Annotated in this window: 11 protein-coding genes and 1 pseudogene; 2 read left to right on the forward strand and 10 right to left on the reverse strand. The window is 54.6% G+C overall.

The window, feature by feature from the left end:
* Positions 1-64: 64 nt before the first annotated feature.
* The 9 genes and pseudogenes from katA to accB form a co-directional block, all read right to left on the reverse strand.
* Positions 65-1,579, reverse strand: a complete 1,515-nt coding sequence (gene katA, locus ACTHTY_RS07415; RefSeq protein WP_440367063.1) for a catalase KatA — start codon at positions 1,577-1,579, stop codon at positions 65-67.
* Positions 1,580-1,876: 297 nt separating this feature from the next.
* On the reverse strand, positions 1,877-3,844 hold the full coding sequence (fhuB, locus tag ACTHTY_RS07420) for a Fe(3+)-hydroxamate ABC transporter permease FhuB (RefSeq protein WP_440367064.1): 1,968 nt from the start codon (positions 3,842-3,844) through the stop codon (positions 1,877-1,879).
* The gene (locus ACTHTY_RS07425; RefSeq protein ID WP_440367065.1) at positions 3,838-4,749 is read right to left on the reverse strand and encodes an iron-siderophore ABC transporter substrate-binding protein; all 912 of its coding nucleotides are present in this window, start codon (positions 4,747-4,749) and stop codon (positions 3,838-3,840) included. The genes fhuB and ACTHTY_RS07425 overlap by 7 nt, the downstream gene beginning before the upstream one ends.
* A gap of 150 nt (positions 4,750-4,899) precedes the next feature.
* The gene (locus ACTHTY_RS07430; RefSeq protein ID WP_440367066.1) at positions 4,900-5,664 is read right to left on the reverse strand and encodes an ABC transporter ATP-binding protein; all 765 of its coding nucleotides are present in this window, start codon (positions 5,662-5,664) and stop codon (positions 4,900-4,902) included.
* Between the two features lie 215 nt (positions 5,665-5,879).
* Positions 5,880-8,102 (reverse strand): TonB-dependent receptor, encoded by a 2,223-nt coding sequence (locus tag ACTHTY_RS07435; RefSeq protein ID WP_440367067.1) that lies wholly within the window; start codon positions 8,100-8,102, stop codon positions 5,880-5,882.
* A 143-nt stretch (positions 8,103-8,245) separates the two neighbouring features.
* Positions 8,246-9,037 (reverse strand): annotated as a pseudogene (locus ACTHTY_RS07440) (aminotransferase class I/II-fold pyridoxal phosphate-dependent enzyme); the annotation flags it as partial.
* A gap of 67 nt (positions 9,038-9,104) precedes the next feature.
* Positions 9,105-10,466: an acetyl-CoA carboxylase biotin carboxylase subunit gene (gene accC / locus ACTHTY_RS07445; protein ID WP_440367068.1), complete on the reverse strand. Its 1,362-nt coding sequence runs from the start codon at positions 10,464-10,466 to the stop codon at positions 9,105-9,107.
* Positions 10,467-10,494: 28 nt separating this feature from the next.
* Positions 10,495-10,689, reverse strand: a complete 195-nt coding sequence (locus ACTHTY_RS07450; RefSeq protein ID WP_039862547.1) for a YqaE/Pmp3 family membrane protein — start codon at positions 10,687-10,689, stop codon at positions 10,495-10,497.
* 71 nt (positions 10,690-10,760) lie between these two features.
* Positions 10,761-11,222 (reverse strand): acetyl-CoA carboxylase biotin carboxyl carrier protein, encoded by a 462-nt coding sequence (gene accB, locus ACTHTY_RS07455; protein ID WP_314595667.1) that lies wholly within the window; start codon positions 11,220-11,222, stop codon positions 10,761-10,763.
* 355 nt (positions 11,223-11,577) lie between these two features.
* Here accB and queA point away from each other — a divergent pair, with 355 nt between their 5' ends.
* Positions 11,578-12,606, forward strand: a complete 1,029-nt coding sequence (gene queA, locus ACTHTY_RS07460) for a tRNA preQ1(34) S-adenosylmethionine ribosyltransferase-isomerase QueA (RefSeq protein WP_314459434.1) — start codon at positions 11,578-11,580, stop codon at positions 12,604-12,606.
* A 115-nt stretch (positions 12,607-12,721) separates the two neighbouring features.
* Positions 12,722-13,351: a hypothetical protein gene (locus ACTHTY_RS07465; RefSeq protein WP_440367069.1), complete on the forward strand. Its 630-nt coding sequence runs from the start codon at positions 12,722-12,724 to the stop codon at positions 13,349-13,351.
* A gap of 79 nt (positions 13,352-13,430) precedes the next feature.
* Here ACTHTY_RS07465 and gyrB read toward each other — a convergent pair whose 3' ends face one another.
* A complete protein-coding gene (gene gyrB, locus ACTHTY_RS07470) occupies positions 13,431-15,821 on the reverse strand; it encodes a DNA topoisomerase (ATP-hydrolyzing) subunit B (RefSeq protein ID WP_440367070.1) in 2,391 nt (796 codons plus the stop codon).
* Between the last annotated feature and the right edge of the window lie 20 nt (positions 15,822-15,841).

A 15,841-nucleotide genomic window follows, 5' to 3' on the forward strand; every position in this document is an offset into this window, starting at 1 on the left:
CCGAACGGCTGTACCGGACAGCTTGAGACAAGATTTCTTCAATTTCTATCCACATAATGCCTCCTTACAGTAAACCAGGTTGACCTAAAGCCGGGTCGTTAGCTCGTGCAGCTTGGGCATCTTCGACAGTCAGTCCAAGGGCTTTGGCTACGCCTTCGCCGTATGCCGGGTCGCAACGGTAGCAGTTGCGGATATGGCGGTATTTGATGAAGTCTGGTGCATCGCCCATGGCTGCGGCGGTGTTGTTGAACAAAGCCTGTTTCTGTGCGTCGCTCATCAGATTGAACAAGGCGCGCGGTTGGCTGAAATAGTCGTCATCGTCTTGGCGGTAGTCCCAGTGCGCCGCGTCGCCGTTGATTTTCAAAGGCGGTTCGGCGAAGTCGGGTTGTTGCTGCCATTGGCCGAAGCTGTTGGGTTCGTAGTGCGGCAGGCTGCCGTAGTTGCCGTCGGCGCGGCCTTGCCCGTCGCGCTGGTTGCTGTGAACAGGGCAACGCGGACGGTTGACGGGGATTTGGCGGAAGTTTACGCCCAAACGGTAGCGCTGCGCATCGGCGTAATTGAACAAACGCGCTTGCAGCATTTTGTCGGGGCTGGCGCCAATACCGGGAACGAGGTTGCTTGGTGCGAAGGCGGATTGTTCCACATCGGCGAAGAAGTTTTCGGGATTGCGGTTCAACTCGAATTCGCCCACTTCAATCAGCGGATAGTCTTTTTTCGGCCAAACTTTGGTCAGGTCGAAGGGATGATACGGCACTTTTTCTGCGTCTGCTTCAGGCATGACTTGGATGTACATCGTCCATTTCGGAAACTCGCCGCGTTCGATTGCTTCGTACAGGTCGCGCTGGTGGCTTTCGCGGTCGTCGGCGATGATTTTTGCGGCTTCTTCGTTGGTCAGGTTTTTAATACCTTGCTGGCTGCGGAAATGGAATTTCACCCAAAAACGCTCGCCCGCTCCGTTCCAGAAGCTGTAAGTATGCGAACCAAAGCCGTGCATATGGCGGTAGCTGGCGGGGATGCCGCGGTCGCTCATGACGATGGTGACTTGGTGCAGGGCTTCGGGCAGCAGCGTCCAGAAGTCCCAGTTGTTTGTGGCGGAGCGCATATTGGTGCGCGGGTCGCGTTTGACGGCTTTGTTCAGGTCGGGGAATTTACGCGGGTCGCGCAGGAAGAACACGGGCGTGTTGTTGCCGACCATATCCCAGTTGCCTTCTTCGGTATAGAACTTCAGCGCAAAGCCGCGGATGTCGCGTTCTGCATCGGCTGCGCCGCGTTCGCCTGCCACGGTGGTGAAACGGGCAAACATCTCGGTTTTTTTGCCGACTTCGCTGAAGATTTTGGCGCGGGTGTATTTTGTGATGTCGTGCGTCACGGTAAACGTACCGAACGCACCTGAACCTTTGGCGTGCATACGGCGTTCGGGGATGACTTCGCGCACGAAGTCGGCGAGTTTTTCATTCAGCCATAAGTCCTGCGCCAGCAATGGGCCGCGTGGGCCTGCGGTCAGGCTGTTTTGATTGTCGGCAACGGGCGCGCCGTTGTTCATGGTCAGGTGGGTAACAGGGCATTTGGAGGTAGTCATGATGGTTTCCTTTGCAAAATGGTCAGTGGTTTATAAAACGATTTGCCGGAAGGCATATTCGTAGCCGGTTTCTTGGCATTCATAAATTTCTTGTATCGACATTTGTTTTTCCTTTTATTTAAACTATGAAAAGAACTATACAGAAAGGTTTTGACTATTGGAACTATGACTTCAATTTAATATTGTTATTATCAATTGAGATTTTATTTTTGTTAGATTTTTATTATCGAATAAACATGTTAAACAAAAAGGCCGTCTGAAACTGTTTTCAGACGACCTTTTGTATCTCCGTTCGCATTAAAGCTTGCGCATCATCATCATGAAATATGCGCCGCCTATGAGCGTGGCCATCATTCCGGCGGGGACTTCGTAAGGGAACATTACCTGCCTGCCCAGCCAGTCGGCCGTCATCATAACCGATGCGCCGATGAGTGCGGCGGCGGCGAGTTGCTGTTTGGGCAAGCGTGCGCCGAGCATACGGGCCAGATGCGGCGCAAGCAGTCCGACGAAGCTCAAGGGGCCGATAAGCAGTGTGGATAAGGCGGTTAACGCTGCGCTTGAGACGATCAGCACCAGCCGTGCGAGGGGGACGTTGATGCCGACGGAGCGGGCGATTGTTGCGTTCAGGCTGAGCAGTCCGAGCCAGCGTTGCAGCGTGAGGATGAGGAGGAGCGAGGCGGCGGCGAGGAGGCCGACGGTAAGGGCGGATTCGGGCGTTGCCTGATAGGTCGAACCTGACATCCACAATAAAAGCAGTTGTACGCGGAAATCGCCGGTTGCCATCCAAATGCGGATGGCGGCATCGGCGAGTGCGGCCAGCGCCATGCCGGTAAGCAGGATTTTTTCGGGAGTAAATCCGTTTTTGCGGTTGAACAGCATCAACAGCCCCAAGGATACGAGAGCGGAAACGATACCTGTTAGCCAAAACCAGCCGCTGCCCGAGGTAATGCCGAACAGCATCACTACCGACATTGCACCGAATGCCGTTCCAGAGCTGATGCCCAAGAGTTCGGGTCCCGCCATCGGGTTTTGCGTCAGCCTTTGCAGTATGACGCCGGTCAACGCGAGCATGGTGCCGGTGGCGGCGGCGAGCAGCACGCGCGGGTAGCGGAATACGAAATATTCCGGGTCTATAGTCAGGCGCAGGGTTTCGTCATAGCGTCCGACCGTAAACGCCAATACCGATACGGCGACGGCGATAAGCAGCAGAAAACGCAAGAGGCGCGGGACGTGCGGCGCGGCGGTTGAAATATCGGAGGTCGTCTGAAACGAAGGACGCGGAGGTGCTTTCGCCGTCAGCCACAACAAAAGCGGCGCGCCGACGAGGGCAGTTACAGCGCCGGCGGGCAGATCGGTGCCGCGGTAGTGTTTCAGCAGCATCAGGCCGTTGTCCGTCAGCATCAAAAGCAGTGCGCCGACGATGAAGGAACAAATCAGGCGCATGGACAGCGTGCGTACGCCCATTTGCCGCACCAGCGTCGCCGCCGCCAATCCGACAAAGCCCATCATGCCGACAAAGCCGACCACGCCCGCACTCAAAAATGCAGCAACCGCCAAAGACAGCAGGCGGATTTTCTTCACTGGTATGCCTGCCGATTCCGCCTGCGTGTCGCCCAGGCTCATGATGTTTAACGGTTTGATTAAAAAGGCGGTAAGTATGGCGGCAACAGCAATCCGCCACAAAAGCCCCAACGTATCGCGCCAACTGTCTTGCACCAGGGAGCCGCTGCCCCACTGCATCACGCCGCGCGTCTCTTCGCTGAAAAACAGCATCACGATACCGGTGAGGGAACCCAGATACAGGCTGACCACCAAACCAGCCAGCACGACGCTGAGCGGTTGCAGGGCGCGCCGTGCCGACAGCCGCAATACCGCGCCCAAAGCCGCCGCTGCGCCGGCAAACGCCACGGCGGACGTGCCGTAGGCAAGGAAGGAAGGGGCGAACACGGTCGCCGCCACCAAAGCCGCCTGCGCGCCGCTGCTGACTGCCAGTGTACTGTCGGATGCGAGCGGATTGCGCATCAACTGCTGCATCAGCATGGTCGCCATCGCCGTACTGCCGCCCGCGAGCAGCGCCATCGCCATGCGGGGCAGGGTGTTGTTCTGCACCATCAGCGCATCCAAAGGCAGGCTGTCGGGACGGTCAAACAGCCGCAGCCACGGCAGCGTCCATTCCAGCTTCAATATCCAAAACGCCGTCAGCGCGCACGATATTGCCAACGCAGCGGCAAGGATAGGCAGGGGTCGTCTGAAAATCTTTACCATGCGGCTTCCTTTTGTGCGGACGGGTTTTCAGACGACATCGAACGCATCAGTTGCAAAGTGAAATGCTGCATGGACGGCAGTGCGCCGTAGCTCCACGACGGCTCGAAGATGCGGCGGTTTGCAGGGCGGCAGAACGGCAGGCGTTGCCAAAGCGCGCTTTTTTCGAGCGTTGCACGTGTATTTTGAGGATGCGGTTTGATGATGATTAGCAGCGTGTCTGGCGGCAGCTTTGCCAAATCTAAAAGCGTGATGTTTTCGAAACCCCATTCGTTGCTTTTGCCCGTCCAGGCATTGTTCAGCCCCAATTTGTCGAACACGGCCTGAAACAGCGAAGTCTTGCCGTAAATCCGCAAATGCCGCCCGTCGGCAAACTGCACCACCGCAAACGGGCGGCCGCGATATGCCGAAAGCGCGGGTTTGGCGCGGGCAAACAGGTTTTCCGTACCGGCAATCAGCTTTTCGGCAGCGACAGGGTCGCCGATGATTTTACCCAGCCTGCGCGTGGCTTCGACAGTGTGGGCATATTCGATGCCTTTTGCCGTGCCGAAATCCACTTCGCGTACCGGGGCGATTTTTTCAAACTGGGACTTGGCGGCGGCATACCAGGAAGATTGCACGAAAAAATCAGGCTTTATCTGATACAGCCGCTCCAAATTCGGCTGGAAGCGCAGCCCCGCTTCCTTGACGGCAGCGGGCAGCGGCGGATGGTTCACCCAGGTATCGTACACGCGGCGGTCGGCAACGCTGACGGGCGGATGCCCCATCGCCGTCAGTGTTTCGGCGACCGTCCAGTCCGAAGTCGCCACGCGCGGTGCGGCGGGTGCAGGCAGGGAAAACAGGAGGGCAGCGGTAAAAAACAGCCGTGCGGCAAGGCGGGGAATGGCGTCTGAAAAGCGGTGGGACATGAGCTTGGAAGGTCTTTCGGTTTTTGAATAAAGGGTCGTCTGAAACATATCGGATACAGGTATTCCACAATGGTCTGTGATGTCATCCGGTTTGGATTCGGGCGGCGGATTTTATGGTCGGAACTTATACGGCGGGACGGTTTGCCTGCGTCAAGGCAATGCCACGGGGCAGCCGTTTTCAGGATGGGCGATGATGTTCATATCGACGCTGTAAATGTCTTTCAACACTTCTGCGGTCATAATGTCGGCGGGTTTGCCCGTTTTTAATAGCCGTCCCTGTTTGAGAGCGACCAGTTCATCGCAATACTGCGCCGCCAGATTAATGTCGTGGATGACGATGATGATGCCCAAACCCAAATTGCGAGACAACTTGCGCACCAGTGCCATCACGTCGATTTGGTGGGCGATGTCCAAAGCGGCAAGCGGTTCGTCCAGCAGCAAAAAGCGGCTTTGCTGCGCCAGGCACATCGCCAGCCAGACGCGCGAACGTTCGCCGCCCGACAGCGTATCGACGATTTGATCGGCAAATTTTTCCGTATGCGTCAGCCGCAACGCCTGTTCCACCGCCTGTCTGTCCGCATCGTTCGTGCGCCCTAAAAGCCCGCTCCAGGCATAACGCCCCATCATAACCAGCTCGCGCGCGGTCAGCGCGGTAGCGGCGGGCAGTTGCTGCGGAAGATAGGCGACTTCTTTGGCGTATGCGCGGGCGGAATAGGCGCGTATTTCTTTGTCGTTCAGCAATATCCTGCCGTCTGTGGGTTCATGCTGGCGGGTGAGCAGTTTCAACAGCGTGGACTTGCCCGAGCCGTTATGACCGATGAGGCCGTACACGCGGTTAGGGGAAAAGTTGACGCTGATGTCGTGCAGCAGCGAGCGGCCGGGTATGGCGAAGGTGGCGTTTTGGATTTGGAACACGTTTCAGACGACCTTTTAGTGGGTTTGACGTTATTCGGAGAAAGCGGCGGCGCAGCAAAATCCATTGCCCGTTGTCGGTGCCAATGCCGCAAAGGCGGAGTTTTACGGCGGTTGTCCGAAAGCGTAGGGCAAAGTCGGACGCCCCAGGCTCCAAGGTCGTCTGAAAACGTTTCAGACGACCTTTGGACCGTTGGAGGCCGTTTGCCGCCCGTCCCTTAAAAATCGACCGAAGCCGACAGGGTGAAGCTGCGCGGTGCGTCGGCGTTCAGGTAGCCGCTGTTAGGGTATCCGCCGACGGATGCCCAGTATTTCTTGTTGGCAACATTATCGAGGCGGGCGCGGAAGGTGGCTTCGTGCCTGCCGATTTGGGTGTGGTAGCGCGCGCCGATATCGAAGCGCGTCCAGCCGCCGACTTTAAGCGTATTGGCCGCATCGGCGTAGGAAGAACCGGTGTAAACCATGCGTCCGTCAAATGCCAAACCTTGCACTTTCGGCACTTCCCATTCCAAGCCAATGTTGGCTTGGGTTTTAGCCGCGCCGATGGTGCGTTTGCCGTCAGTTAAAGATGAGCCGGTAGATTTCTGCTTGGCATCGAGCAGGGTAATGCCGCCCAAGAGCCTCACACCTTGTGCGACTTCCCCGTAAACGGTGATTTCCGCGCCCCGGTGGCGGTCTTTGCCTTCGGAGGTGAAGCGGGCGGTGTTGTTGCTTTCGGCAACGTAAAGCGAACGCGGTTTGTCGGTGTGGAACAGGGCCAATCCCGCGCCGAAGCCGTTGGCTTCAAATTTCGTGCCGATTTCTTTTTGTTTGGAAACATAGGGTTTGAGCGATTCGCCGGTATTGCTGACGGCGTAGACCCGGCCGTTGATGGAGGCAGTCGAGCCTGCAGTCGCGCCTTGTCCCAGGCTTTCGATGTAGTTGCCGTACACCGACCAATTCGGCGTGATGCGGTACACCGCGCCGGCGGCGGGACTGAGGCGCGATTTTTTGTAATTTTCGGTTTGCGCGCCCGTATTATAGGCGTAAGCCTTGTTATGCACCTGCTGCCAGCGCGCACCGAGCATGAATTGCAGGCGTTTGTCCCAAAGGCTGAAGGTGTCACCCAAGGCGAAGCTGGTCAGGCGTGTTTTGCCGGTAACAGCAGGATTGCCCATGTCGTTGCCCGAATACAGCGGGTTGGCGGCTGCGGGTTGCGGATAGCGGGACGGGTTGTAGAGGTTGGTCGTATATTGGTTGCCCCAATCCATGATGTAAGCGTTTTTGCGCGAGGATTGGAACCGGTTAGCGGCGGCGGTCCATTCGTGCTCTACCGCGCCCGTATTGAATTTGCCGCGCAAACCGATTTCGCCCGTGTCGATTTTATCCTTACGCGCGTTGTCGAAGCGGTAAATCGATCCGTCGCCGTTGACATTGCCGACAGTCAGGTTTGCCAGAGAATTGTTTTCCTTGCTGCGGCGGAAGCCGTAGGCGGCGTAGGCAGTCAGGTTGTCGTTGAAATCGTATTCGCCGCGCATTGTGCCGAACCAGTCGCGCTCGTTGGAATACGTCCACGGCTGCGCCCAGTTGGACGAGGCATCAGGCGCGGCCGGCACGGCGGTCAGGCCTGACAGGGTAACATTGGTACGCGTGGCTTTGAGCTTGTTGTCCTGCCAGCCCAAATCGGCGGACAGGCGGGCATTTTCATTGCGCCAGTCTAGGCCGACATTGACCAGGCTGAGTTTGGACTTTTCGTCATCTATTGCGGTTTTGCCGTTATGGTGCGCCGCATTGACGCGCACGCCGAATTCCTGATTTTGTCCGAAACGGCGCGCCACGTCCGCCGCCAAACCACCGCGTTTCCCCGCGCCGTAATTGGCAGTCAGCCGGTTCAATCCTTCATTGGACGCGCGTTTGGGCAATACGGATACCGTGCCGCCGATATTGTTGCCGCCCGGCGCCATGCCGTTTAAGAAGGCGGATGCGCCGCGCTGGACTTCCACGCGTTCAAAAAGCTCGGTGGCGATGTATTGGCGCGGCAGGATGCCGTAAAGGCCGTTGTACATGGTATCGTCCGATTCGGCGGCAAAGCCGCGTATGAAATACGCTTCCTGAAAATTGCCGTAACCGCGCGCAACGCGGACGGTCGGGTCGTTTTGCAGTACGTCGCCGACGCTGCGCGCATGTTTGTCCTGAATCAGCCTATTGGTGTAAGCAGTATTAGAGAACGGCGATTCTAGGTTTTTTTTATTGCCCAAAATACCCACGCGGCTGCCGCGCGCCACCTGTCCGCCCTTAAATGCAGGAATCAAACCGCCCTTGGATGCGTCCGCGCTGGCGGTTACGGTGATGGCTTCAAGTTCGGCGGTTTCTCGGACTTGGGGTTCGTCTGAGGCAAATGCCGCCGAAACGGCAAGGAGGGAGAGGCTGAGGATGCTGAGTCTGGAAGCGGGCTTAGTCATTTGTATTTTCTTTCAAAAGTCGATCGTAACGGTTAATTTTAAAAGAAAATTAATTTCATTTCAAAAAAATAAATAAATAATAAAAGGTCGTCTGAAACTGTTTTCAGACAACCTTTTGACTGAATGGCTATCAACTTTACCGTTTACGCCGCATCGTACAAACCGCGCACCACCCTGCCGATGGCGGCGATGCCTTTTTCCAGCGTTTCCGCGTCCTGCGCAATGCTCATGCGGATGCACTCGTGCGCGTGCGGATAGTCTTGCGTATCGATGCCGACAAAGAAATGCTCGCCCGGAATAATCAGCGTGCCTTCGGCTTTGAGCATTTCGTACAAGGTTTGCGATGAAACAGGCAGGTTTTCAAACCAAAGCCACAAGAAAATCGCACCTTCAGGCTTGTGGATTTTCAACGGATACGCGCCCAATTCACGCTTGAGCAGGGAAACCGCCGTTTGCGCCTGCCGACGGTAAAACGGCTGAATCACTTCGTCGGCCAGCTGTTTCAGACGGCCGTCGTTCAACAGCGGAGCCGCAATCGCCGCGCCGAAACGGGTTGGCGACAAGTTCACAATCGCATTCAAACTGCTGACGGCTTTGACCACTTCCGGCGCAGCGACAATAATGCCGGTGCGCACGCCGGGCAGGCCGATTTTAGAAAGGCTGAAGCAGAGGATGATGTTTTCGTGCCAGTTGAGCGTCACATCACTATAAATAATATTCGGGAACGGCATTCCGTAAGCGTTGTCGATAATCAGCGGAATCCCGTGTTCCTGCGCCAAAGCGTCCAGCTGCGCCATTTCGCCGTCGGTCAGCACGTTGCCGGTCGGGTTGGTCGGGCGCGAACAGCAAATTGCACCGATTTTGCCCTCTTTCAATTCAGGCAGGCTCTCCAGAGCGTCAAAGTCCACGTGGTATTTGAAGAAGCCTGCTTCGCCTTAAAAAAGGCCGTCTGAAACTTTATTTTGTGTTTTAGACGGCCTTATTTTTAGTCAAAACAGAGGATTATTTATCCAGTTTGGCTTTGCGTTCTTCCAACCAATGTTCCAAGTAGTGGATGCTGACACCACCTTTTTGGAAGCCTGGGTCGCTGAACAAGTCACGGTGCAGCGGCGTATTGGTTTTGATGCCAGTAATCGCCAGCTCATCGAGGGCAACACGCATTTTGGCCATGGCTTGGTCGCGGTCTTTACCGACGACACAGACTTTGCCGATCAGGCTGTCGTAGTAAGGAGGGATGCGGTAGCCTTGGTAAATATGGCTGTCGACGCGGACGCCGAAGCCGCCGGGCAGGTGGCAGCTTTCAATCAGGCCCGGGCTTGGAATGAAGTTGTACGGGTCTTCGGCGTTGATACGGCACTCAAACGCGTGGCCTTCAACTTGAATGTCTTCCTGTTTGTATTGCAAAGGCAGGCCGGATGCGATGCGTAATTGCTCTTGGACAATGTCCACGCCGGTGATGAGCTCGGTAACCGGATGCTCAACCTGAACGCGTGTGTTCATCTCGATAAAGAAGAATTCGCCGTCTTCGTACAGGAATTCAAACGTACCTGCGCCACGATAGCCGATGCGTTTGCAAGCGTCGGCACAGGCTTTGCCGATTTTGGCGCGTTCTTCTTCAGTGATGAACGGAGCCGGTGCTTCCTCGATAACTTTTTGGTGGCGGCGCTGCATGGAGCAGTCGCGCTCGGCAAGGTAGATGGCGTTGCCGTGTTCGTCGGCAATCACTTGGATTTCGACGTGGCGCGGACGTTGCAGATAGCGTTCCATGTAAACCATCGGGTTGCCGAATGCCGCACCTGCTTCGGCTTTGGTCATTTCGACAGACTGGAGAAGGTCTTCTTTTTTCTCGACGACGCGCATACCGCGGCCGCCGCCGCCGCCGGAGGCTTTAATAATGACGGGATAACCGACTTTATCGGCGATTTTGAGGATTTCTTGGCCGTCGTCCGGCAATGCGCCGTCAGAGCCGGGAACGCAAGGCACGCCTGCTTCGATCATGGCGTGTTTGGCGGATACTTTGTCGCCCATCAGACGGATGGTGTCGGCTTTAGGGCCGATGAAGACAAAGCCGGATTGTTCGACTTGTTCGGCAAAATTGGCGTTTTCGGCGAGGAAGCCGTAGCCGGGGTGGATGCCGTCGGCTTCGGTTACTTCGGCGGCAGCAATGAGGGCGGGAATGTTGAGGTAGCTTTGTGCGGATGCGGCAGGGCCGATGCACACGGATTCGTCGGCGAGTTTGACGTGCAGGCTGTCTTTGTCGGCTTCGGAATGGACGGCGACGGTGGCGATGCCCATTTCACGGCAGGCACGCAGGACGCGCAGGGCGATTTCGCCCCGGTTGGCGATCAATACTTTTTTCAGCATGATAATCTTTCCGGATGGTTCAGACGGCCTATTGTCGGCCGCCTAATGCGTTGCGGATTTTCTGGTCGGTTTTGTATTGGCTCAAGGCGTAAACCGACCACATGGCTGCCGGTATCCAGCCAACCAGCGTACACTGCAGAATCAGACAGATGATGCCTGCAAACGGACGGCCGATGGTGAAAAACTGAAGCCATGGCAAGAAAATAGCCAAAATCAGACGCATGGTTTGTCCTTAATGAACAGAAAAAGGAATTTCAGACGGCCTTGAAGATAAAGGCCGTCTGAAAAAGCGGATTATTCAATGATAAAGAGCGGCTCGCCGTATTCGACCGGAGTACCGTTTTCAACCAGAATTTCTTTAACGACACCGGATTTCTCAGCTTCGATTTCGTTCATCAGCTTCATGGCTTCGATGATGCACAAAGTATCGCCGGCTTTTACTTGTTTACCTACTTCGACGAAAGCGGCGGCGTTCGGGCCGGGAGCGCGATAGAACGTACCGACCATAGGCGATTTTTGCGCGTTGGACAAATCGCGAGCGGCAGGGGCGGCGGCTGGAGCGGCTGCGGCCGGAGCAGCAGCAACAGGGGCGGCAACCGGAGCGGCTGCGGCAGGTGCCGGAGCAGCATAAATAGGAGCTGCGGCGGCAGTGGTGCGCGTAATGCGGACTTTTTCTTCGCCTTCGGTAACTTCAATTTCTGCAATGCCTGATTCTTCGACCAAATCAATCAGTTTTTTTAATTTACGCAAATCCATTGCTTTTCCTTTTTAGCGCGGCATAAAGTGCATATTGGGTATGCGCCGCTGTGGTTTTAGATGATTTCCTGAGACGTCGGAAGGCAGGTTTGCCATCCGGCGTTTAAATAATGTCGGAACAGGGCGGAGCCTGAGAAATGAATCTGGTTATTTTCCCGAACTTGTCGGTAAATGTCCAGTAAAAGATAGAAAAAAGGCGTTTTTCGACGAAAAAAGAAAGGAACGCTGATTTTTGTTAAAAAGTGATTTTTTCAAGAGCGTTTATTCTAATTTATTGGTTTTTCGACAAAACATGCCGTCTGAAAACCAACTTTGCGCGTATAATGGCGCCTGTTTTTTTAAAGTATGCGCGACAATGGATATTTCCGATTTTGATTTTGAATTGCCCGAAAAACTGATTGCCCAGCATCCGCCGGAAGTGCGCGGCAGCAGCAGGCTTCTGGTTGCCTTGCCGACATTGCCGATTGAAGACAAACATTTCGGCGATTTACCCGATTATGTCGCTCCGGGCGATGTGCTGGTGTTTAACAATACCAAAGTGATGAAGGCACGCCTGTTCGGCCAAAAAGCCAGCGGCGGCAAAATCGAAGCCCTGATTGAGCGGGTATTGGACGCGCATACCGCATTGGCGCACATCCGCTCGTCCAAATCGCCGAAACCGGGTACAGAATTGATTTTTGAAGGCGATATCCGTGCCGTCATGATGGAACGTGCGGAAGAATTGTTTTGCCTGAAATTTGAAGGCGAGCAAACCGTTTACGAACTTTTGGAGCAAAACGGCCATCTGCCCTTGCCGCCTTATATCGAACGCGCGGCCGATGATGAAGACGACAGCCGCTATCAGACCGTGTACGCCAAGTATCAAGGCGCAGTGGCCGCGCCGACGGCAGGTCTGCACTTTACCGATGAATTGTTGGGCCGTCTGAAAGCCAAAGGCGTAGAAACCGCAGAAGTAACCCTGCACGTCGGTGCCGGCACATTCCAACCCGTGCGCGTCGATAAAATTGAAGAACACAAAATGCACAGCGAGTGGTTTGACGTACCGGCCGAGACCGTTGCTGCCGTTGAAGCCGCCAAAGCGCGCGGCAATAAAGTGTGGGCAGTGGGCACAACCTCTATGCGCGCCTTGGAATCCGCCGCACGCGAAACAGGCCGTCTGAAAACCGGTCGCGGCGATACCGATATTTTCATTACGCCGGGCTACCGCTTCAATGTTGCCGACCGATTGATTACCAACTTCCACCTGCCCAAATCAACCTTGCTGATGCTTGTCAGCGCGTTTTCGGGCATGGAGCATATCCGCAGCGTTTACCGTCATGCGGTGGAACAGGAATACCGCTTTTTCAGCTATGGCGATGCGATGATTTTGGGGAAAGCGGAATAAATTTGAAGCGGATTGGAGCGTTTCAAACTGGTTATTTGGGTTGTCCCGACTCCGAATCAGTTGGAACGCTCTACTAGAATACGCGGCTTAAGTAAGTTGCCTAAGGGTCAAATTAATGGATGAGAAAAAAATAGATTTTTTGCTGTATAGCGTACCTGAAAATGTGGACTATACGACGATTCCAGAAGAGCTTGACTTGGAGGATGTGCCGCAAGAGAGGATAGATGGATTAATTGAATTGCTATCCAATGAAAATGAGGTATTGCAATTTGATTCAGCACGCCTGCTTGCTCACTGGGGTATTGATGAAGGTTTTGATACTTTGGTTTTGATGTTTGAGAAAGGGGAGACAGAGGGAATGATTGATCATCGTTTACATGGTTATGATGATACAGATCGGCATATCTTGTCTGCTTTTATCAGTTACTGGGCATCTAAAGCAGATCAGAGTCAGCAAAAAGGTGATGATGCACGTCAGAAAATCTTTCCTCCTGTGGCTAGAATTATTCGTAAAGCATCATCGGCAGATTTTTCTATCAGTGAGTTGTTTTGGCTGGTCACGAAAATGCAGTTTATAGAGTATGTGCCGCTCGTTAAAGAATATCTACAGCATATTATTGACTATCCAAGTAAACGGTATTGGGAAATCCATGATACTGTAAAATCATTATTAGAAATAGAACCACAATTTATTCATGATTTACTTGAAAGTAAACACAAAAAGTTATCGGACTTTGGATTATAAAAAGAATATTGTGAATAAAATAAAAAACAAAAAGGCCGTCTGAAAATCGTTTTTCAGACGGCCTTTTATCTTCTCATGCTTAGGCGTCGATGTTTTGTGCCAGCAGGGCGTTGTTTTCGATGAAGGCGCGGCGCGGTTCGACTTCGTCGCCCATCAGGGTGACGAACACTTCGTCGGCGGCGATGGCGTCTTCGATGCGGACTTTCAGGAGGCGGCGGACGGTAGGATCCATCGTGGTTTCCCAAAGTTGTTCCGGATTCATCTCGCCCAAGCCTTTGTATCGTTGGATGGACATGCCTTTTTGGGCAACGCTCATCAAGATGTCCAAAGCGGCTTCAAAGCTGTCGATGTCGTATTCGTTGTCGCCTTTGTAGAGCTTCGCCCCTTTGCCGACCATGCCTTTGAGTGCGGCGGCGGTTTGGGTAAGGGTTTGGTAGGCTTTGCTGTTAAGGAACTTAGGCTCGAGGTAGCTTACCATCACATTGCCGTGCAGCTTGCGTGTGATTTTGATGAACTGGTGTCCTTCGTGGCCTTCGATGCGTTCGAGTGCGATTTCTTTTTCGTCCAGGAGGCCGCTCAATTCGGCAACGGCGCGGTCTGCGCTTTCTGCTGTACTGAGGTCGACCGGCGAAGCGTGCAGCATGGCATGTAGGACGAGTTCGTCAATGATGCGGCTTTCTTGCTCGATAATCGTTTTGGCCAACAGGAATTGTTTGGCGGTATTGGCAAGCTCTTCGCCTTCGATGGTGCGGCCGTCTGAAACGATTTTGGCTTTTTCCAAGGCCAAACCGAGCAGCCATTGGTCTTTTTCCAGTTCGTCTTTGAGATAGCGCTCTTGTTTGCCGTATTTGGCTTTGTACAAAGGCGGCTGGGCAATGTAGATGTAGCCGCGTTCGACCAGCTCGGGCATTTGGCGGTAGAAGAAGGTCAGGAGCAGGGTGCGGATGTGCGCGCCGTCCACGTCGGCATCGGTCATGATGATGATGCGGTGGTAGCGCAGTTTTTCGGCATTGAATTCTTCTTTGCCGATGCCTGCGCCTAGAGCGGTAATCAGCGTGGCGACTTCTTGGCTGGCCAGCATTTTTTCAAAACGTGCTTTTTCGACGTTCAAAATCTTACCTTTGAGCGGCAAAATCGCTTGGAATTTGCGGTCGCGGCCCTGCATGGCGGAACCGCCTGCGGAGTCGCCCTCGACGAGGTAGAGTTCGGACAGGGCAGGGTCTTTTTCTTGGCAGTCGGCCAGTTTGCCCGGCAGGCCCAAACCGTCCATCACGCCTTTGCGGCGGGTAATTTCGCGGGCTTTGCGGGCGGCTTCGCGTGCGCGCGCGGCATCGACGATTTTGCTGGTGATGATTTTGGCTTCGGTCGGGTTTTCTTCGAGGAAGTCGGTCAAGGCTTGGTTGATGACTTCGTTGACGACGGGGCCGATTTCGCTGGAAACCAGTTTGTCTTTGGTTTGCGATGAGAATTTCGGATCGGGCAGTTTGACGGACAAAACGCAGGTCAGGCCTTCACGCATATCGTCGCCGGCGGTTTCCACTTTGGCTTTTTTGGCTACTTCGTTGGCTTCGATATAGTTGTTGATGGTGCGGGTCATCACTTGGCGCAGCGCGGTCAAGTGGGTGCCGCCGTCGCGTTGCGGAATGTTGTTGGTAAAACATTGCACGCTTTCCTGATAGCTGTCGTTCCATTGCATCGCGCATTCGACGCTCATGCCGTCTTTTTCGCCGAACGCGTAGAAGATTTTTTCGTGCAACGGCGTTTTTTTGCGGTTCATGTATTGCACGAAGCCAGCCACGCCGCCGGAGAGGGCGAAGCTTTCGTGTTTGCCGTCGCGTTCGTCGGTCAGCTCGATGTCCACGCCGTTGTTCAGGAAGGAAAGCTCGCGGATGCGTTTGGCGAGGATGTCGAAGCTGTATTCGACATTGCCGAAGGTTTCCGCGCTGGCGAGGAAGCGCACGGTCGTGCCTTTTTTGTCGGAATCGCCGACAACTTTCAACGGCTCTTCGGTTTCGCCGCGTACGAAGCGGACGAAGTGTTCTTTTCCGTCGCGGTAAATAGTCAGCGTTACCCAGTCGGACAGTGCGTTGACGACGGACACGCCCACACCGTGCAGACCGCCGGAGATTTTGTAGCTGTTGTTGTCGAATTTGCCGCCTGCGTGCAAGACGGTCATGATGACTTCGGCGGCGGAGCGGCCTTCTTTCGGGTGGATGCCGGTCGGCATACCGCGGCCGTTGTCGGCCACGCTGACGGAATTGTCGGCATGGATGGTTACGGTGATTTTGTCGCAATGTCCGGCGAGCGCTTCGTCAATGGCGTTGTCGAGCACCTCGAACACCATGTGGTGCAGGCCGCTGCCGTCCTGCGTGTCGCCGATATACATACCGGGGCGTTTGCGTACCGCTTCCAAACCTTCCAGCACTTGTATGCTGTCGGCGCCGTATTCTTCGTGTTTTTGGTCAGTCATGGTCTTTTCTTGCTGAATTT

The sequence above is a fragment of the Neisseria sp. P0019.S002 genome (genome assembly GCF_051957155.1).
Classification (GTDB): domain Bacteria; phylum Pseudomonadota; class Gammaproteobacteria; order Burkholderiales; family Neisseriaceae; genus Neisseria; species Neisseria perflava.